This is a genomic window from Roseburia sp. OM03-7AC (assembly GCF_003462625.1).
Lineage (GTDB): Bacteria > Bacillota > Clostridia > Lachnospirales > Lachnospiraceae > Roseburia_C > Roseburia_C amylophila.
Genome location: NZ_QTZJ01000001.1, coordinates 1,307,467 through 1,327,967, shown reverse-complemented (window position 1 = coordinate 1,327,967; position 20,501 = coordinate 1,307,467). Strand labels below are relative to the sequence as shown.

13 protein-coding genes are annotated in these 20,501 nt (G+C 40.8%); all 13 read left to right on the top strand.

Annotated features, from left to right (window positions below):
* Nucleotides 1-66: 66 nt before the first annotated feature.
* The 13 genes from DXB39_RS06330 (at nt 67) to DXB39_RS06270 (ending at nt 20,459) form a co-directional block, all read left to right on the top strand.
* Nucleotides 67-1,956 (top strand): hypothetical protein, encoded by a 1,890-nt coding sequence (locus tag DXB39_RS06330; protein WP_117840463.1) that lies wholly within the window; start codon nt 67-69, stop codon nt 1,954-1,956.
* A gap of 72 nt (nt 1,957-2,028) precedes the next feature.
* Nucleotides 2,029-5,238, top strand: coding sequence for an N-acetylmuramoyl-L-alanine amidase (locus DXB39_RS06325; protein ID WP_117840465.1), 3,210 nt, complete (start codon nt 2,029-2,031; stop codon nt 5,236-5,238).
* A 104-nt stretch (nt 5,239-5,342) separates the two neighbouring features.
* On the top strand, nt 5,343-7,781 hold the full coding sequence (locus tag DXB39_RS06320; RefSeq protein ID WP_243005980.1) for a glycosyltransferase family 2 protein: 2,439 nt from the start codon (nt 5,343-5,345) through the stop codon (nt 7,779-7,781).
* A 55-nt stretch (nt 7,782-7,836) separates the two neighbouring features.
* On the top strand, nt 7,837-8,970 hold the full coding sequence (gene rffA / locus DXB39_RS06315) for a dTDP-4-amino-4,6-dideoxygalactose transaminase (RefSeq protein ID WP_117840466.1): 1,134 nt from the start codon (nt 7,837-7,839) through the stop codon (nt 8,968-8,970).
* Between the two features lie 36 nt (nt 8,971-9,006).
* A complete protein-coding gene (locus tag DXB39_RS06310; RefSeq protein WP_117840468.1) occupies nt 9,007-10,023 on the top strand; it encodes an NAD-dependent epimerase/dehydratase family protein in 1,017 nt (338 codons plus the stop codon).
* A gap of 19 nt (nt 10,024-10,042) precedes the next feature.
* Nucleotides 10,043-11,188, top strand: coding sequence for an ATP-grasp domain-containing protein (locus DXB39_RS06305; protein WP_117840470.1), 1,146 nt, complete (start codon nt 10,043-10,045; stop codon nt 11,186-11,188).
* On the top strand, nt 11,185-11,541 hold the full coding sequence (locus DXB39_RS06300; protein ID WP_022244461.1) for a hypothetical protein: 357 nt from the start codon (nt 11,185-11,187) through the stop codon (nt 11,539-11,541). Before DXB39_RS06305 ends, DXB39_RS06300 begins: the two co-directional genes overlap by 4 nt.
* Nucleotides 11,542-11,545: 4 nt before the next feature.
* Nucleotides 11,546-11,878: an EamA family transporter gene (locus tag DXB39_RS06295; protein ID WP_117840472.1), complete on the top strand. Its 333-nt coding sequence runs from the start codon at nt 11,546-11,548 to the stop codon at nt 11,876-11,878.
* 12 nt (nt 11,879-11,890) lie between these two features.
* Nucleotides 11,891-12,835: a glycosyltransferase family 2 protein gene (locus DXB39_RS06290; RefSeq protein ID WP_117840474.1), complete on the top strand. Its 945-nt coding sequence runs from the start codon at nt 11,891-11,893 to the stop codon at nt 12,833-12,835.
* Nucleotides 12,816-15,752 (top strand): YfhO family protein, encoded by a 2,937-nt coding sequence (locus DXB39_RS06285; RefSeq protein WP_158561571.1) that lies wholly within the window; start codon nt 12,816-12,818, stop codon nt 15,750-15,752. Before DXB39_RS06290 ends, DXB39_RS06285 begins: the two co-directional genes overlap by 20 nt.
* A gap of 5 nt (nt 15,753-15,757) precedes the next feature.
* Nucleotides 15,758-17,710 (top strand): DUF2142 domain-containing protein, encoded by a 1,953-nt coding sequence (locus tag DXB39_RS06280; RefSeq protein WP_117840478.1) that lies wholly within the window; start codon nt 15,758-15,760, stop codon nt 17,708-17,710.
* Between the two features lie 69 nt (nt 17,711-17,779).
* The gene (locus DXB39_RS06275) at nt 17,780-19,558 is read left to right on the top strand and encodes a hypothetical protein (RefSeq protein WP_117840480.1); all 1,779 of its coding nucleotides are present in this window, start codon (nt 17,780-17,782) and stop codon (nt 19,556-19,558) included.
* Nucleotides 19,551-20,459 carry a glycosyltransferase family 2 protein gene (locus DXB39_RS06270; protein WP_117840482.1) on the top strand — a complete coding sequence of 303 codons (909 nt, stop codon included), beginning with the start codon at nt 19,551-19,553 and terminating at the stop codon, nt 20,457-20,459. The genes DXB39_RS06275 and DXB39_RS06270 overlap by 8 nt, the downstream gene beginning before the upstream one ends.
* Nucleotides 20,460-20,501: the final 42 nt, after the last annotated feature.

Here is a 20,501-nt window from a genome sequence, read left to right as displayed (position 1 = left end):
AAGTAGATTCATATCGTGTTACAATACAAACAGTTGTGCAAATAGAAAAATATGGAGAAAATACTTATGAGAAAAACATGGAGACGACAGCTTGCCTTGGGGCTGGCAGTGGTAACGGTATGGACGAGTGGAAATGCAGAACATTTCTATGCGGGGCAGAAAGATTGTGAGACTACGGCAATCAGTACAGAGAGGCTGACAGATACAGAACAGAAAATCAATCTGGATAAAGTCAATTATCAGGTGAAGAAAAGTGCGTATGCACCTGTTTTTGATGCATCCTATTATGCAAAGAATAATAAGGATTTAAAAATAGCATTTGGAAATGATGAAAATGCACTTTTTCAACATTTCCTAAATTACGGAATGTCAGAAGGCCGTCAGGCAAGTGCGGAATTTAATGTGAAGTCTTATCGGAATGCTTATGCAGATTTACGACAGGCATTTGGAAATGATTTAAAGAGTTATTATCTGCATTATATGAATTATGGTAAGAGAGAAGGCAGAAAGGCAGCCGGTGTTACAATCTTGCAGAATCCGGTTACAGTATATAATGGCGTAAATTATTCAGCTGTATATAATTACAATTACTATATCAGCAGGAATCCGGATGTTGCCAGGGCATTTCCGGATGATGACATCAGTACACTGGCACATTTTGTGAATTATGGAATGGCAGAAGGACGCCGGGGAGCACAGAATTTTGATGTGACCTCTTACCGGAATGCATATGCAGATTTGAGACAGGCATTTGGAAATGATTGGAAAAGCTATTATCTGCATTATATGAATTGTGGTAAGAGGGAAGGACGAAAGACAACCGGTGTCACAGAATTGCAGAATCCGGTTACAGCATATAAGGAAAAAGATTACGCAGCCGTATATAACTATGATTATTATATTTCAAAATACAGTGATTTAAAGAAAGCTTTTGCAGGAGACGACAGTGCAGCAATCCGTCATTTCGTAGAATCCGGAATGGCAGAGGGCAGACAGGCAAGTGGCGAATTTATACTGAGTGTATATAAGAGCAATTACAGTGATTTAAGAGCTGCATTTGGCAATGATAATAAGAGCTATTATCTTCATTACATAGATTGTGGTAAAAAGGAAGGCAGAAATGCAGTAACAAAGATTGGTACACCGACGAAGCCAGAACCAAATCCGGAGCCAAGCCCGGCTCCAGGTCCGGAACCGGAAGAGCCGGCAACAACGGAGGATAAGATTAAAGCAAAGGTTGCAAAAATCAGTAACGATTATGGCGTGACAGTCCTGACTGGAGATTCGGCAGGCTTCTATTGGACGGATACTTATTGTTCCGGAGAGACAGACCCGGAGACAACGCTTACATGGATTACAATGGTGGATGAACAGATGGCAAGATATCCGAAAGGTTTTTTTACAGACATGCAGGATATTACTACAGTAACCATAAAGCTGGTACATAATTTGGATGCCGGTGGAGGTTCTTTTGCAGGAGTGACAAGCAGGGAGTACGGAGATCAAATGTTTATTGCACTAAATACATCCCAGTCCTTTTTACTGTCTGACAGAACCTTTAATCATGAAATGATGCATCTGATTGAATATTATATAGAAGCAAAATCATGGAATGCTTCCACACAGCAGTATGAATCACCATTAAAAGCAACGGAAGCAATCAAACCGGATGCAGAAGTGAACAGTACAAATAGTGATTATACCACATCGGATTATAACAGAGGATGTGAAGAACAATATTATATTTCTGCTTATGCCAAGACCAATGGAAGGGAAGACCGGGCAGAAACATTCACAGATTATATGTTCCGCGCCTATAAGAAGGACTATATGATAAGGGCAGACTATCCTATTCCAAAGAAACAGCAGATTATTGCCGACTGTATCAGACAGTATTTTCCATCAGCAGCAAGCCAGCCGGCAGGCAGTCTTTCCTGGGAAAAGTGGTTGCCATAATCAGATAAAGTGTTAAAATAGATAGTTAGTAAAAAGAAACAAGTAGTAAAGCAGCAAAGGAGCAAAGACAAAATGAAAAAGAAATGGAGCAGAAAAGCAGCCCTTTTGCTGGCAGCAGTAACAATTCTTACCAGCCTGCCTACAGAATATCTGTATGCAGCACAAACGCAGGAAATACAGGATACTGTAACGCCAGAAGAGCAGAGCAATGAGGAAACAGTAGTAGACACAGCCCTTACCGGACAGGAGAGTGTTGCAGACACTGAACAGGAAACGACAGAGACAGTAGAAGGAACAACCGCTACAGAAGAAACGACTGATGGAACAGAAGCTGCCGGAAAGTCAGAAATAGAAACACAGAGTGCGGACACACAAAATGCAGTGACAGCAGATATATTGACAGCAGAAGATTTACTGAATTATCTGGTATTAGATAATGCGTACATAGCAGTTGGCGGTACACAGAATGTAGTTGCCAATATCGGAAATGAAGATTTAGCTATTGGTGGTGGCAGATTACTGTATTACAGAGTATCTGATGGAGCAGCTTATGAGATGGCAGCCACAGAGATAGATGGAAACGGTCTCAGATTTTCAGAGACTTTTGCGGATGAGAGCCGTACCGGTGAATATGCATTGGACGCTATCATTTATGAGAAAGATGGTCAGGAGTATCAGATTTGTTTATCTGATGCAGGAATGGATGTCAGGTTTGGTGTCAATACAGAAGTAGAGACCAATCCGGATGCAGAAGTGGTAGATGAAGGTGCAGCAGATGTAGATATGGATGTAGTAAGCTTTGATGAAAATGGCAATCAGACATCAGAAAATTCGATTGCAGATGCCATTGCAACCCAGAAAGCAGAAACGGCAGAATCTGGAATAAGCACAGCACGTTATAATGGAAATGTGGTTGTTGTCTTAGACCCGGGGCACGATGGAACCCATGGCGGAAGTTCTGCAAATGGATTCGTGGAAGCACAGCTGAATCTGAAAATTGCACAGTATTGTAAAGCGGAACTGGAAGAATACTATGGTGTGACTGTATATATGACGAGAGATTCTGCCTCCTGCCCGAATGGTGGGGGAAATAATAAATCCTGCCTCCAGCGGAGAGCTGATATAGCAAGAGATATGGGAGCAAATCTTTTTGTCTCTCTACATAATAATTATTCCAGTGCATCCAGTGCATCTGGTGCAGAAATCTGGTATCCAAACCAGAATTATAACCCATGGACCAGTCAGGTAGGTGGCTCGGCTGCATCTAAGATTTTAGAGCAGTTGACCAGTCTTGGCTTACATAATAGAGGGACACAGATAAGAAATGCAAAAGAGGATAAATATCCGGATGGCTCAGCAGCAGATTATTATGCAGTAATCAGACACTGTAAGGAATATGGCATCCCTGGAATTATTGTAGAGCATGCTTTTATGTCTAATTCTTCAGATGCGGCTAACTTCCTTTCCAATGATGAAGGATTAAAAAAACTTGGTGTGGCAGATGCAACCGGAATTGCACAGTATTTTGGATTAAAGAAAGAGACACCGGAAGAATATTCAGCAGTATTTGATGCTGCATATTATGCAGACCGCTATCCTGATTTAAAGGCAGCATATGGCGGTGATGAAAGTGCGCTATTACAGCATTTTATACAGTATGGTATGGCAGAAGGACGCCAGGGAAGTTCCCAGTTTGATGTATATTCATATAAGAATCTGTACCCTGATCTGAGGGCTGCATTTGGAAATAATTTAAAGAGTTATTATATGCACTATATTAGTAGTGGAAAGGCAGAAGGAAGAAAAGCTACAGGTGTAAATACATTACAAAAGCCGATAACGACGTACAATGGAATAGATTATTCAGCCGTATACGATTATAATTATTATCTGAAAAAGCATAGTGATTTGGCGAAGATATATACGAATGATGATATAGGATTACTTGCTCATTTTGTAAATTGTGGAATGAGCGAAGGACGTCAGGCAAAAGACAGCTTTGATGTTTTTTCTTATCGGAATCAATATCAGGATTTGAGAGTAGTATTCGGAAATAATTTAAAGAGCTATTATATGCACTATATTAGCAATGGTAAAGCAGAAGGCAGAAAAGCTACAGGTGTGAAATCTATTCAGAATCCAGTAACAACATATAATGGAGTAGATTATTCTGCGGTATATGATTACAATTTTTATATCAAAAAATATGGTGATTTAGCAAGAATATATACAAATGATGAAGTAGGACTGCTTGCCCATTTTGTAAATTGTGGAATGAGTGAAGGACGTCAGGCAAAGGCTGATTTTGATGTTTTCTCTTACCGGAATCAGTATCAGGATTTAAGACTGGCATTTGGCAAAGATTTAAGAAGCTATTATGTTCATTATATGAATAGTGGCAAAAAAGAAGGACGAATCGCAACCGGTGTAAAAACTTTGCAGAATCCGGTTACAAGCCTTAATGGTACAGATTATTCAGCAGTATACGATTATAGCTACTATAATGGCAGTTACAGTGATCTGAAAGCTGCTTTTAAGGGGGATGATATTGATTTACTTTCCCATTTTATAAATAATGGAATGTCCGAAGGACGTCAGGCAAGCAAGAATTTTAACGTTCAGATATATAAAAACAATTACACTGATTTGCAGCAGGCATTTGGCAATAATTTGAAGTCATATTATATGCATTATATCCAGAATGGTAAAGCAGAGGGCAGAAATGCACAGTCACAGATTTATCATTCTGTTATTACAAAATCAACGACTACAGTAAACCAGATGGTGAATTACTATAATGCGAAAGCTTCCTATCCTTCCTATTATGGAAGTGCCGATGCAGCAGACATCCGTGCGTTCTGTCAGATGTATTATGAGGAAGCTGTAGCGGAAGGTGTGGATCCGGCACTGGCATTCTGTCAGGCAATGAAAGAGACCGGTTTTTTAAGATTTAATGGACAGGTACAGATTGAGCAGTTTAATTTTGCAGGAATGGGTGTAACAGGTGCAGGCACGAATGGAGATTCCTATCAGAATGTAAGAGAAGGAATCCGGGCACATGTGCAGCATTTGAAAGCATATGCAGTAAAGAATCCAGTCTTTGCAAATCCGGTTGTGGATAAACGTTACAGTTCCTGGTTTGCGGCAAATCGTTCCGGAACAGCTCCATATATCGAGTGGCTTGGTATATCAGAGAATCCATCTGGATTTGGCTGGGCTACAGAAAAAGGATATGGTTATAGTATTTTAAATGATTATATGAATCAGTTATACAAGTATTAAAAGAATAGAAAAGGCATAGAAGCCGGGTGGTCATTATTTGACCATCCGGCTTATTTTTGGTACAATATAGAAAGCTATGATTTCTTTTAAGAACGGAGGCAGCTATGGCAGAACGTGACTTTGTTGCAGAATGTATCAGACTGCATGTACAGGATAAAAAACAATTGATAATTCGTGGATTTTTTCCGGAGGATAATCCGGAGAAAAGAACACTGAAAGTATATGTGAATCAGAAAGAAATGCCGATTTCCATTGTATGCACAGAAGGGCCGGAGGTGCGGAGAAGATATCTTCACTATCGGATGAATGTGGGACAGGAAATTACCGCAAGCCTGCAGCTGCCGGAAGAAGCTGTGACTGACTTCAAGGTATGCAGCTGTCTTGGCACGGAAGAAACGGAAGTTTTTCATGCTAACAGAAAGCAGTTTGAAAAGCTGGTTCATCATCTGGACAGCAATCTTGAAATGGAACGTTTTGAGGAGAATCAGTTTATTCTGACTGGCTGGAGTGCTGCAGGAGAAGAGACGGCATGCAAGGTTATTGTAGATGGAACAGAAGTCTCTACAAAGGTTCACTGGAAATACCGGAAGGATGTAGTAGATGTAATCCCGGAGCTTTCTTCCGATGCAAAATGCGGCTTTGAGATATATGTGCCGGATAAGGGTGGCAGCAAGCTGACTTTGGAATTAAGTGCCGATGGAAGAGAAAGCACTTATGTTGCAGCATTAGATAAAATAAGACACGGAGAAAACGGCCAGGATACCGCGAATATTTTTCAGAAGACTTTGCGCTACTGGAAGAATTATGGACTGAAAAATACTATAAAGAAGGTCTGCCAGAAGTTAAGTGGTCAGAGAGATTATGGAAATTACGAGGATTTTCTGAAAAAATATGGTGTGAAGGAAGAAGAACTGGCTCGACAGAGACAGGAAGTATTTGAAAATGGTCCATGTTTCTCCATTGCAGTTCCGCTGTACCAGACAAAAGAAAAATATCTGCGGGAAATGATAGAATCGGTACAGGCACAGACTTATACGAATTGGGAGCTTTGCCTTGCGGATGGAAGTGGCAGGGAACACAGCCTCCAGCCTGTTGTCGGGGAATATATTGCAAAAGATAAGCGGATTAAATATTGCCTTTTAGACAGCAACGAGGGAATTGCCGGCAATACCAATGAAGCATTGAAAATGGCAGACGGTGATTTTGTTGTGCTGACAGACCATGATGATTTACTTTCTCCGGAAGCACTGTATCAGTGTGCAAAAGCGGTACAGAAGGAGCCACAGACAGATGTGATTTATTCGGACGAAGATAAAGTGGATATGAGTGGAAAGAAATTTTTTGAGCCGCATTTTAAATCCGATTATAATATTGATTTGTTGTGTACCATGAATTATATCTGTCATCTCTTTGTTGTTCGCAAAGATGTGATGGAGCGGGCGGGGTTATTTGAAAGCTGTTATGATGGTGCACAGGATCATGATTTTATTTTACGTTGTACAGAAAAAGCAGAGCATATCGTGCATATTCCGAAGGTGCTGTATCATTGGCGCTGTCATGCACAGTCAACCTCCGAGAATCCGGAAAGCAAGTTATATGCCTTTGAGAATGGGTGCAAAGCGGTAAAAGCACATTATGACAGAATCGGAATTCCGGCAGAAGTGGAGCAGGGACCATTCTATGGGATGTATCGTACCCATTATCTCTGGAAGGAGCAGCCGTTAGTATCTATTTTGATTCCAAATAAGGATCATGCTGCGGATTTAAAAAAATGTATGGATTCCATAGAAGAAAAATCCACATACCGGAATTTTGAATTTATCATTGTAGAGAATAACAGTACAGAAGAAGAGACCTTCTCTTATTATAAAGAGATTGAGAAAAGGGATAATGTCAGGGTCTTATATTACAAGGAAGATTTCAATTATTCAAGAATCAATAATTTTGGTGCAAAAGAGGCAAATGGGGAATATGTTCTGCTTTTAAATAATGATACAGAAATGATTGAACCGGACAGCATCAAAGAAATGCTGGATGTATGTATGCGTCTGGATGTGGGGATTGTTGGAGCCAAATTATTATATGAAGATAACACGATACAGCATGCAGGCGTCATCATTGGCTTTGGTGGTGTTGCAGGACATGCCTTTATCGGACAGGACAGAGATGATAATGGATATTTTTCAAGAATTATAAGCGTTCAGGATTTGTCAGCAGTAACGGCAGCCTGTCTGATGGTAAGGCGAAGTGTATTTGATGAGGTAGAGGGCTTAAATGAAGAATTTAAGGTAGCCTTTAATGATATTGATTTTTGCCTGAAGGTAAGAAAAGCGGGCTATCTTGTAGTATATAATCCATATGCACAGTTTTATCATTATGAATCAAAGTCCAGAGGGCAGGAGGATTCCGCTGATAAGGTGGCGAGATTCCAGCAGGAGATAGGTTTATTTGGAGAACGATGGGGAGAACTTTTAGAACATGGAGATCCGTACTATAATCCAAATTTAACACTGGATAAAGCAGACTTTTCATTAAAGGAATAATAAAATGATAAAATAAAAGATAGTAGATACAATGAAACATAATGGAGGTTTGGAAATGATTAATTTCAATGAACCACCTTATATGGAAAAAAGCATGGACTATATCCGTAAGGCGGTAGAAAATAAGAAAATATGTGGGGATGGGGAATATACCAAGAAGTGCAATGCCTGGTTAGAAGAACATACAGGAACAAAAAAGGCATTGCTGACAACATCCTGTACCCATGCAACAGAGCTTGCGGCAATTCTGTCAGAAATCAAGCCGGGAGACGAAGTAATTATGCCAGCCTATACTTTTGTATCAACAGCAGATGCTTTTGTGTTGAGAGGGGCAAAGGCGGTATTTGTAGATATCCGGCCGGATACCATGAATATCGATGAAAAACTGATTGAACATGCAATTACGGATAAGACAAGAGCAATTGTTCCGGTACATTATGCCGGAGTATCCTGCGAGATGGATACAATTCTTGCCATTGCAAAGAAATATCATCTTCTGGTGATCGAAGATGCGGCCCAGGGTGTCATGGCTTCTTATAAGGGGAAAGCACTTGGAACCATGGGAGATTACGGATGCTACAGTTTCCATGAGACAAAGAATTACAGTATGGGAGAAGGCGGAGCACTTTTAATCCGGGATGAGAAAAATGTGGAAAATGCAGAGATTGTCCGGGAGAAGGGAACTAACCGCAGCAAATTCTTCCGGGGACAGATTGATAAGTATACCTGGGTAGAAGCAGGTTCTTCTTATCTGCCAAGTGAATTGAATGCAGCATATCTTTATGCACAGCTTGAAGCAGCAGATAAGATTAATGAAAAACGTCGGTCTATCTGGAACCGCTATTGGGATGGATTGGAAAAATTATCTGATGAGGGTAAAATTATCCGTCCAACGATACCGGAGGGCTGCGTACATAATGCACATATGTTTTATCTGAAAGCAAGAGATTTAGAGGAAAGAACAGCTTTAATCAGTTATTTAAAGGAACAGGGGGTACAGGCAGTATTTCATTATATTCCATTACATACAGCACCGGCAGGTCGGCGCTATGGTATGTTTGCAGGAGAAGACCGTTATACAACGAGGGAAAGCGAGAGGCTGGTCCGCCTGCCATTATATTATAATCTGTCATTGGAACAGGCAGACTATGTGATAGATAAGGTTAATGCATTTTACAAAGAGAGATAAATGAAAATACAGGAAAGAGGACAGAGGGCAGAGTAAATGGTTATTGTTATTGGGGCAACAGGATTTATTGGAATGTATACCGTAGACCGCTTCTTGGAAGAAGGTTATGAGGTGCTGGCAACTGGAAGAAATGCAATCATGAAGCAGGAACTGGAAGCAAAAGGCGTTACCTGTGTGTCATTGGATATTTCGAAAAAAGAAGATTTTGATAAATTACCGACAGAAGGTGTAGAGGGTGTCATTTTACTGGCAGGTCTGCTTCCGGCAAATGCACCGGTGGATATCAGTGCAGATGAGAATGCCGCAGACTATATCCGCATTAATGTGGAAGGAACCGTTAATGTATTAGAGTATTGCCGGAAGAATGGCATTAAGAAAGTGATTTCCACCAGCAGCTATGCAGATGTAAGAAATGCATGGAAAAAAGGCGTTGCTTTAAAAGAGACAGAGCCGAGAGATTTTATGTATACCGGAGACCATGCGGTATATGTGATTTCCAAAAATGCAGCCAATGATGTGATGGAATATTATAATGAGCAGCATGGCATGCAGTGTGCATCTTTCCGCCTGCCACCGGTATACGGAGTAGGACCTCATTCTGAGATTTATGTGAATGGTAAATATTATAAGACCGGAATCCAGACCTTTATTGAGAATGCAGAAGCCGGAAAAGACATTGAAATCTGGGGTGACCCACAGATTTCCAGAGACATTATTTATGTAAAGGATGTTGCAAGAGCATTTGTGCTGGCATTACGCAGTGATAAGACCTATGGTCTTTATAATATGACATCCGGTACAGAACTAACTTTAGAGGAGCAGGTGCAGACCGTTATTGACGTATTTGGACCGGGTAAGGGATCTAAGATTGTCTATCGCCCGGATAAGCCAAATAATACACCATCCTTTTTGTTTGACATAACAAAGGCGAAGGAAGATTTCGGTTTCGTGCCGGAGTATCTTTCTTATCGTGCAATAATGGAAGATTATAAAAAAGAATTAGAAAGCGGAAGATGGGATAAGTTTATCGCAAGCCGCCGCAAGGAAAGTTAAGTGCCGGGAGGATGGCAATATGAAGAAAATTGTAATTATAGGAGCGAATTCTTTTCAGAATCCGCTCATTTTAAAGGCGAAAGAGATGGGATATGAGACACATGTATTTGCATGGAAAGATGGCTCTATCGGAGAACGGACAGCAGATTATTTTTATCCCATCAGCATTGTGGAAAAGGAAGCAATCTTAGAAGAATGCCGGAGGATTCAGCCGGATGCAGTTGCAACAATAGCATCTGATCTTGCCAATATTACCGTGCAGTATCTGGCAGAGCAGCTTGGATTACCACATAATTCTGACAACTGTATCTATATATCTACCAATAAATTTGCCATGCGGGAAGCTTTTTCGAAGCATGGTGTGCCTACACCGGGCTTTGTCAGTGTATGCGAAGGGGATGATTATGCGGCGGCTGTAGCAGATATGCAGTTTCCAATGATTGTAAAACCGACCGACCGTTCCGGAAGCCGCGGTATTATGAGGGTGGAGAGCCTTGAGGAGATTGCTCCGGCAGTGGAAGAGGCAGTGCGTAATTCCTTTGAAAAGAAGGCAATTATTGAAGAATATATCGAAGGCAATGAATATAGCTGTGAATGTATTTCTTATCAGGGCAGACATCATGTGCTGGCGGTGACAAAGAAATATACCACAGGATATCCTCATTTTATTGAGACCGGACATATGGAGCCACCGGAGCTTTCTGAAATCGAAATGAACCGGGTGAAGGAATTTATTCCGAAGGCACTTACTGCTCTTGAGATTGAAAATGGTGCTTCCCATTCGGAATTTAAACTGGATGCCGATGGCAATGTAAGAATCATTGAAATCGGTTCCCGTATGGGTGGCGACTGTATTGGCTCCCATCTGGTATATTTATCTTCCGGATATGACTTTGTCCGCATGGTAATTGAGACTGCTTTGGGACAGGAACCGGAACTGACACCGGAACATGAGCCGATGTGTGCGGGAATCCGCTTTGTGTTTACAAAGAAGGATCTGGATGTTTTGGAAGAGATTAAGAGCAAAAGTCCGGAACTGCTTCAGATGGTAAGTGAAATGGAACCGGTAGGGGAACATCAGGTAGTAGACAGTGGAAGCCGTTTTGGTTATTACATTCTGGCTGGAAAAAATCAGGCAGAGATTAAGGATTGGTTGGAACGATGAGTAAAGTAGAAGGAAAGAAAAAGTGGCTACTGCTGATTTTACTGCAGCTGGTAATTATGATATACACATTATCCGGTGTGGCAGCAAAGTTTGCAGCAGGATATGAGTTTTTATCCATGGGATTTATCCTGTGTTACGGAGTAGAAATCTGCATCCTTGGATTGTATGCCATTTTCTGGCAGCAGATTATCAAAAGGGTTGATTTGTCGGTAGCATATGCAAACCGGAGCATTGCGATTTTGTGGTCTATGATCTGGGCAGCACTGATTTTTGGAGAACATATTTCGGTACAGAATATTATTGGTGTCCTTCTGGTAATTGCCGGCACCATGATTGTGAATAAGGAGGGATAGAAGGATGATATACTGGCTTTTTCTTGTAGCGTCTGTTATTGTTGCCTCTTTTTCTCAGGTCTTATTAAAGAAAAGTGCAGCAAAGAAGTACGATAACGTGATTAAGGAATATCTGAATCCTTATGTAATTATCGGATACATGATGATGGTTGGAACAACGGTACTGACGATTTTAGCTTATCATGGCATTGAGTATAAGAATGGCCCGGTCATTGAATCATTGGGTTATATTCTGATTATGATTTTAAGCTTTTTCTTTTTTAAAGAGCCGATTACAAAGCGTAAAGTATTTGGAAATGCACTGATACTGCTTGGTATTATCGTGTTTTACCTATAGGAGGGTATGAAAATGGATATATCAGTTGTAGTTCCGGTCTATGGATGCCGGGCAGCACTGCATGAATTGCATAGACGTCTGGTGGAATCAGTCAGCACGATTACCGATGATTTTGAAATTATTCTGGTAAATGATGCCTGCCCGCAGAATTCATGGGAAGTAATCGAAGAAATATGTAAAGAAGACAGCCGTGTAAAGGGGATTGAATTATCCCGGAATTTCGGACAGATTATGGCAATAACTGCAGGTCTGGATGCTTCCAAAGGAGACTGGGTTGTCGTAATGGACTGCGATCTGCAGGACAGACCGGAGGAAATTCCGAATCTTTATCGCAAAGCACAGGAAGGGTACGATGTAGTCTTTGCAAGAAGAGCTCATAGAAAAGATTCTTTCTTAAAAGTGCTTGTCTCAAAGATGTTCTATAAGATTTATTCTTTTGCATCGGATGGACATTATGACCCGGCAATCTGTAATTTCAGTATCAGCAAACGGGTGGTAATCGATAATTACTGTAAGATGCGTGAGATGCACCGTGCCTTTGTAATTTATGTGAAATGGCTTGGATTTAAGCAGACTGCAATTGATGTGGAACACGACCAGCGTTTTGAGGGAAAATCCTCTTATAACATGAAGAAACGTTTTAAGATGGCGGGAGAGATTTTAACCTCCCAGTCGGATAAACTTTTGAAATTCACCATGGGCTTTGGATTTCTGATGTCCATCATTTCAGCACTGGTGATTATCGGACTGATTATCTATTATTTTACCGGACATGTGGCAGCAGGCTGGACCAGTATCGTGGCAACCAACTGTCTCATCGGAGGAATTATTATTATGGTAGTCGGTCTGGTAGGCATTTATGTAGGAAATATCTTTATGCAGTCAAAACAAAGACCCCTTTATGTGGTACGCCAGATGCTGAATGAGGAGAAGGAAGATGCAGATTCAAGTCGATAGGAAGAAATGGTTAAAAAATGCAGCAGTATTGCTTGCAGAACTGGTTCTGATTCTTACAGGGCTGGTTCTGGTGGGAACGGTTGGAACAAGAGGTTTTGACAATCTAAAGATATATACCACTATTTTTCCACAGTATCAGGATATGGATGAAGTGTTAGCCGGGGCCAACGACCTGATTCCATCGGAGGATGGAAATGGTTATGTGACCGGAGAAGATACTTATTTTGTGATTCCGGTGGATTCGGATAAGTTAATTGATCTTGAGATGAGCCGTATTGAGGGCGAGGGAATCTTAGGAGAAATCTGGCAGTCGGAAAACGAGACCTTTGCAGAAGAATCGTCTCCGTATACCTTTGAACTGGGGCACAATCCGGTTCAGATAAAGAAAACAACAAAGTATATCCGGGTTAAGATTTCTTCCCAGCCGGGGTTACATTATAATCTTACAAATGTAAGCTATCGCAATCCTTTCAGTGTGTTTGCAAGAATGCATAAGAAGGAGATTGCAAAAGCGGGAGCAGCACTGTGGCTTCTTTGTATTTTACTGCATGGAATGGAGTTGATTCCGGCAGAGTATAAAAAGCTTCGCAAGTGGCTGACAGTTTTTGTCTTTCTTGGATTTGTAGGAATTACAGCACTGTATGTATTCTACGATTTTATTTTTGGAGAGCGGCTTTTTATCTATATGGATATGGGCGCAGATACGATGCAGCAGTATTATCCGTATTATCTAAACTGTGTGCGAAGAATTACGGAAGGAACATTTTCCATTTGGAATTGGGATTATGGACTGGGAACCAGTTTTATCAATAATATTTCACAGACCCTTGATCCCTTTGGGCTGTTTGTGATATTAGGCGGCGTGGTACTCGGTATCGGAAAAGTAAGACGGCTTTTGGTAATTGCGCAGATTTTAAAAATTATCATTTCAGCATTGCTGTGCCGCTATTTCTTAAAGCTGTTTCCGGTAAGCGAGAAAGCTGCTTGTATCGGCGGGTATCTCTATGCTTTTAACGGATATTTGATGCTCTGGGGACAGCATTACCTTTTGGGAACCATCTGTATCTATCTTCTTTTGATATTGATTTTTTTAGAGAAGCTGATACAGGAATTTAAGATAAGATATGTGGCAGGGCTTGGAATTTCCGTTGCAGCATCGATTATCTACAGTTATTACAATACGTATATGGCACTGGCATTTGCGGCAATCTATTGTATACTGCGGCTCTTGAATCCAAATCTTGGAATGAATGTGAAGGAGCGCATCAAAAGAGGCTGCTGCATATTAGGAAGTGTTATTTGCGGTGTGCTGACCGGTGCAGTGATGCTGCTTCCGGCGGCATCCTATCTGACCTCTAGTTCTTCCAGACTGGATTCGGAGGCATCGGCACTGGCAAAATTCTTTGGCGGTCTGTTTTCGTCCTATACCATGGCACAGAATGCAGAGACAGCAGGCAGACTGATTTCGAATAACTTATATTATATCAACGATTATAGCTGCATTGATGGCTGGACTAATTATTATGAGATGCCAAATGTGTGCTTTACGATATTTATCTATTTCTTTTTGGGACAGCTTCTTGTACAGAGCATAAAGCGATGTAAGGATGTAAAGAAAATATGGTATGGCGTGTTGATAGCTCTAGTTGGAATTTTATTAATCTTTAATCCGGGTGTTGCTATTGCATTCAATGGATTTGCTTATGCACAGACGAGATATACCTTTGTGCTTATGCCGATAGCAGCTTTACTGGTTGCTGTGGAGTGGGACAGACTTATGATAAAAAAAGAGTTCAGCTTCACCGGGCTGCTACTTGGATTGGTAGCCAGCATGTATGTAGTGATTGAAGCATATAACCGGGCATCGGATGAAGTGAAGAAATATGATGCAGTAATTCTTACCTTATTTGTTGCTTTTGCAATTATTTTACTTGCGGTGGGACTTTGGAAGAATCGTCAGGTTCAAAAGGTTGCGGGGAGTCTGTTTTTGGTATGTATTCTGTTATCCACCTGTCTGGAAAGCCATATGACCAATAATAACCGTTGGACAGCATATACCTGGACAGAAGCAATGGGATATGATGGTCATACCATGACAAATGATACCATGGATGCCCTCCAATATTTAAAAGAGCAGGATAAAGGCTTCTTCCGTGTGGATAAAGGATATGCAGCGGTATCTACCTATGGAGATTCCCAGGTCATGGGTTATTCTTCTGTGACAGATTATAACAGTACCATTAACCGGCATCTTGCAGATTTTTATAATATGTTATATACCAAAGTAAAGGTATCCGATGCCCAGAGGCTTTTTGAATATTCTGATGAATCGGAAGTCTATCCAATGAGCCTTATTAACTTAAAATATATTTTATCCATGGGAGAATTGGATTATTCCTGGTGTGAATATGTTGGCAGAACAGGCAGCGTTTATATTTACAGAAATAAGTATGCTGATTCTGCTGCGTCCTTCTATACCAATACGATTTCTAAGAGCGAATGCGAATCTATGGATGAGACAGGACGGAGGCTGCTTTTAAAGGATACCTTAATCGTACCGGATGGAGAGGATGTGCTGCATGATACCGAAACCGGAGAAGTGACACTGGGTTCATTTGTAGCAGATGGAAAATATTTTACCGGAACTATTTCGAATGAAAAGGAAGGCTTTCTGCTTCTTACAATTCCGGACCAGGATGGATGGGAAGTTTATGTTGACGGTAAGAAAACAGAGACTATCAATGGAGATTATGGTTTTTTGGCAGTGAAGCTTGCGGCGGGAAATCATGAAGTGAAGGCAGTCTATCATATCCCTTATATGAAACAGGGGGAAGTAGTAAGTATTCTTGGAGCATTATTGCTGACAGGTTATTGTCTGTGGCTGTATCGCAGGGATAGAAAGAGAAAACAGGGGTAAGGAAAATGAAGGAAAAGTTAAAGAAGATACCACCGAAATATATCGTGGCGGGAGTAGTTCTTATTGTCATGCTGTTGTTGCTGGTAAAGCATCGGAGCATATTCTATAACTCTAATCAGGATAATTATAATGATATGAGTGGAGAAGAGGAAAATATTGCTGCTGAAGATGCGGTGGTGTCACAGTATTTTACAATTTCCGGCAATATGCAGAATATCGCGTTGCTTATGACGAATGATTCCGGAGAGGATATTACGATTCAGGCAATGCTTAGGGATGCAGAGACAGATGAGGTATTAAGTGCAGTAAAATGTAATGTGCCAAAGTCTACCGGAACAGAAGAAGTGGTAAGCATGGAACTGACCTTAGATGGGGTAGAGGGAACACGAAGTGTATATCTGACGTTAGAAGAGGAGACCAGGGCATCGGAGGTATATTATTGTGCCTTGACCGGAGATTATGAGCAGACGCTTCTTGTTAATGAAGAGGCAACGGCTGCAAGACTTCGTATGTCGGTAGTCTATGGTGGTGGACTCAATAAGACATTTTTTGTTCTGTTTGCACTGGGAATGGCAGTGGTAATTGGAATCTTTGTAATGCCGGTAAAATGGGCAAAGCCGGAAAATATGGTACTGATACTGGTTTTTGTGATGGGACTTAGCATGGCAGTAATCAATCCGGCATTTCAGGAATGTGACGGACCTTCCCATTTCTACCGGAGCATGGACGTGTCCTATGGAAATATACTTGGTTCCTTTGCTAATCTCACGCATGAGGATGGTGTGATTTATGTGCCGGAAAATGTGCAGGAAATTGCTTATCGGCAGTTGACACCAAATGGCAGTGAAGGAACTGCCTATATGGAATATTTAAAGAGCCATAAGTTTTCAAAAAATAAGATAAAGATGACTTATTATGACAGTGTGACTTCCGTAGTATACTGGCCACAGGGGCTTGGAATCTTCCTTGGAAGGACGTTCAATTTCAGTATTTATGGTGTAATATTGATGGGACGTATCTTCAATTTGCTGGCATATATGGGACTGGCATATGCAGCGGTGCGGTTTATGCCGTTTTATAAGAATCTTATGGCAATGTTTGCAGTGATGCCTTTAAGCATTTATCAGGCATCCTCTCTTTCCCAGGATGCAGTATTAAATGGTGTGGGCTTCTTATTTGTAGCACTGTGCTGTTACTATGCTTTTGATGAAAAAGTGAAACTGAACTGGAAGAAAACACTGGTGCTTGGACTTTTATTATTGATGATGTTCTTAAGTAAATATGTCTATGCGTGTCTTGGCCTTTTGGTGTTTATGATACCGAAAGATAAGTTTAACAGCAGAAAAGATTACTGGAAATCCTTTATAATAGCATTACTTCCGTTCGTCATCTTAGGTGGCTATGTTATGCTGCGGGTATCCTCCGGAATCAGCGGCTTGCAGGCAGGTGCCAGCGGCGGTGCAGACACCATGACACAGATGCAGTATTTAAAGATGTATCCGGCTGCGGCAGTAAAGGTTATCATTTCTACCTTGTTGGTAAATATCAATGCATATCTGATGCAGTTAAATATTTTAGGCAGTATGAATTATCCACTGACACTGTTTTTGGTATTTGGACCATGCTTCCTTTTGGGTGTTGGTCTATTAGACGGTCAGGAAGTAAGAGGACGGATTAAGATACGACACCGGATTATTATGCTGCTTGCTTTTATAATCACTTTTGCAGCAATTATGATGGGACTTTATATCGGGGATGGCATTGCCAATCCGGTAGGTTCTTCTGTCATCAATGGTATTCAGGGAAGATATTTTATTCTGATGCTGATATTACCGTTTCTGGCGCTGGGAAGTGACCGGGTGAAACAGGATATCAGACATTTTACGGTAAAATGTTCTGGAATCATGGGCATCATGCTTTTATATGCAGTATTTATGCTGGTGAATACCTGCTATTAAAGAAAAGATAGAATAAAGGAAACAAAAGAAAAACGCGGGAAAACAAAAGGAAAAGGGAGATAACATACGATGGGATGGAACTTTGGAACTACAATTTTTTATGGAATAGCAGTGCTGGCACTTTTAAGTGGTGCATTCTTTAGCTATAAGTCAGAGCGGAAGCAGGCAGGAATGACATGGATGGTATTGCTGTTGATTCTGATGAACTGCTATCACACTTTCTGGGCAGCAATACTGAATGTGATTCATATTCCGGTTAATATTATTTCAATGGGAATCATTGATTTGCTTACCGGCGGATTACTCTGGTTCTTTATCGTAAAGAAAAAGAAATGGCAGAGGTATGAGTTTGCCATAGCAGATGCAGCATTTCTTGTAACCGCAGTGGCAATTATTGCAATATTTGCCAAGGTAAGATATGGCGGAATGGCTTTTAATATTAATTTCCTGACCATTGATCCGGCAAATCATTTCCGGGCAGCTATGGATTTAGTAGAGACCGGAACCGTAACCAGTATGTTTTATGAGACGGTGTTAAACGGACTGCTTTTCGAATTCTTAGCTCCATTTGCACCGGTGGACTATTTCTATCGTTTCTTTGTCTTGAGCGAACTGATACAGCTGATGATGTCGGCATTTATCTTCTATGGAATTGCAAGAAGGTTAAGCAAAGACCGGTTTGGCAGAGTGGCAGCTTATGCCCTGTCCTTTATCTATATGATTGGTTATCCGCTGTGCGCCATGCTCTACGGCTTTGTTTACCTTGGCATGGGTGTAACGGTTATCGGAATGATTATCATTTTAACAGATGTTTACTTAAAGGATGATATGCCAAAATGGCAGAATATTGTATGCCTGATGTTAGGCTGTCTTGCCATTTTTGAATGTTACGTCATGTTTATGCCGGTTACCTTCTTTGCTTTGATCACCTGCATTTTTGTAAAACAGTTTAAAGCAAAGAAACTGGTATCCAAAGATACCGTGGCAATCTGTCTGACGGTATTCCTGTTCCCATGTATGGTAGGTTTTTATTATACATATGCAGGTATCTTTACCAATGGCGTGACGGTATCTTCCGCACTGGTAAATGAGGGGGCCTGCTACCGGGATTTGTTTTCAAACTTTGTGCTGTTTATTCCATTGATGCTCTTTGGATTCTATGGAATGTGCAGGAAGAAAGAAAATAATCTGGTATTGTTTTTGGCACCATATACGCTTCTGTTTGCTTTATATCTTTTCCTGAAGACAGTAAATGGACAAGCATCTACCTATTATTTTTACAAGATTCATTTCCTGCTGTGGCTGATTGCACTGGTGCTGGTCTACTATGCAGTTGTCTATGCAGAAAAGCAGACAAAGGTATTGATAACCGGAAGCTTTCTGATGTGGGTGTTCCTGACAGGAATGTATCTTGGTAAAATAGAAGAGAAAATTGCCATGCATAGTGAATTGATGATTTCTACTTACAAGGCAGAAGATTTTAATGATATTTTGCGTTATAATTATGTATCATTTGGAATGCCGGGATATTCCAAAGAAAAGGAAGAACTTTACCACTGGGTATATAATGAATTGATTTGTAAGGGCGAGGAAATTGTCCCGATGGCAGGATACTGGGAAGATGATTTATGGTATCAGGCAATTTCAGACCAGCGGTATTATGGCTGGGGACAAAGTGACCCGGATCATACGGATTATTTTAATCACCTGAATGAATCCGGTGCCAACTATATACTGGTATTAAAAGACAGCCAGATTTATGCGGATGAACAGGCTTATTTTGATTCGTTAGAGAGAATATATGATACCGGGATAGGTTTTGTGGCAAGAAAGGAATTGTATGAGTAAAAAAGTAAATGTATTATTGGCTGCTTATAACGGAGAAAAGTATATTAAGGCGCAGATTGACAGTATTTTAAATCAGTCCTATCCCAATGTGGAACTTTATGTCCGGGATGACGGCTCTAAAGATGGAACCCTTGCAATTGTAAGGGAATATGAAGAAAAAGGACTGCTTCATTTGGAAGCAGGAGAGAATGTGGGCTTCGTAAAAAGCTTTGAATGGCTCATTGCAAATGGCGGCGAAGCAGATTATTATGCTTTCAGTGACCAGGATGATGTCTGGTTTGAAGACAAGATTAAGATGGCAGTGGAAAAATTAGAACATGCAAGGGAAGATGTGCCGGTATTGTATTTTTCCAATTATGATTTCTATGACGGAGATTTAAATTTCATGGCGCACCGGGATGGGAAGACGCCGAATATTTCTTTTGTGAATTCATTGGTGGATTGTGTGTCTCTTGGCTTTAACAGTGTATTTAACCGCAAAGCAAAGGACATGGTAACAGAGCAGATGCCGGAGAAATCTACCGGACATGACTGGTGGATGTATATGGTCTGTGCTGGAATGGGCGAAGTAATCTATGATGAGCGTCCGACGGTAAAATACCGCAGACACAATAATAATGTCAGTGATGGTGGGGACAGCTTTATTAAGTTCCAGATCTGGCGTTTTAAACGTTTTTTCCTGAATCACTATTTCCATCATATTCATGAGCAGATTAAGGAATACAGTGAACTTTACAATGAAAAACTGACCCCGGAAAATCAGAAGGCACTGGCACTTTTTACCAGGGATGGTTTTCATCCGCTGATTGCACTGCGCAAGGTTTTTTATCCGAAGAAGTTAAGACAGAAAGTCGTAGATGAGATATTTGTGCGTCTGGTATTCCTCATCGGAAGGCTATAAGTTGCAAATTTTAAGAAAACATAGTAAACTGTATAAGTTAAC

What these genes read in the sequence shown, in the direction of transcription:
- DXB39_RS06325 (WP_117840465.1), top strand. Translation starts at nt 2,029, where the DNA reads ATGAAAAAGAAATGGAGCAGAAAAGCAGCCCTTTTGCTGGCAGCAGTA.
- DXB39_RS06320 (WP_243005980.1), top strand. Translation starts at nt 5,343, where the DNA reads ATGGCAGAACGTGACTTTGTTGCAGAATGTATCAGACTGCATGTACAG.
- DXB39_RS06310 (WP_117840468.1), top strand. Translation starts at nt 9,007, where the DNA reads ATGGTTATTGTTATTGGGGCAACAGGATTTATTGGAATGTATACCGTA.
- DXB39_RS06275 (WP_117840480.1), top strand. Translation starts at nt 17,780, where the DNA reads ATGGGATGGAACTTTGGAACTACAATTTTTTATGGAATAGCAGTGCTG.
- DXB39_RS06285 (WP_158561571.1), top strand. Translation starts at nt 12,816, where the DNA reads ATGCAGATTCAAGTCGATAGGAAGAAATGGTTAAAAAATGCAGCAGTA.
- DXB39_RS06290 (WP_117840474.1), top strand. Translation starts at nt 11,891, where the DNA reads ATGGATATATCAGTTGTAGTTCCGGTCTATGGATGCCGGGCAGCACTG.
- rffA (WP_117840466.1), top strand. Translation starts at nt 7,837, where the DNA reads ATGATTAATTTCAATGAACCACCTTATATGGAAAAAAGCATGGACTAT.
- DXB39_RS06305 (WP_117840470.1), top strand. Translation starts at nt 10,043, where the DNA reads ATGAAGAAAATTGTAATTATAGGAGCGAATTCTTTTCAGAATCCGCTC.
- DXB39_RS06330 (WP_117840463.1), top strand. Translation starts at nt 67, where the DNA reads ATGAGAAAAACATGGAGACGACAGCTTGCCTTGGGGCTGGCAGTGGTA.
- DXB39_RS06295 (WP_117840472.1), top strand. Translation starts at nt 11,546, where the DNA reads ATGATATACTGGCTTTTTCTTGTAGCGTCTGTTATTGTTGCCTCTTTT.
- DXB39_RS06270 (WP_117840482.1), top strand. Translation starts at nt 19,551, where the DNA reads ATGAGTAAAAAAGTAAATGTATTATTGGCTGCTTATAACGGAGAAAAG.
- DXB39_RS06280 (WP_117840478.1), top strand. Translation starts at nt 15,758, where the DNA reads ATGAAGGAAAAGTTAAAGAAGATACCACCGAAATATATCGTGGCGGGA.
- DXB39_RS06300 (WP_022244461.1), top strand. Translation starts at nt 11,185, where the DNA reads ATGAGTAAAGTAGAAGGAAAGAAAAAGTGGCTACTGCTGATTTTACTG.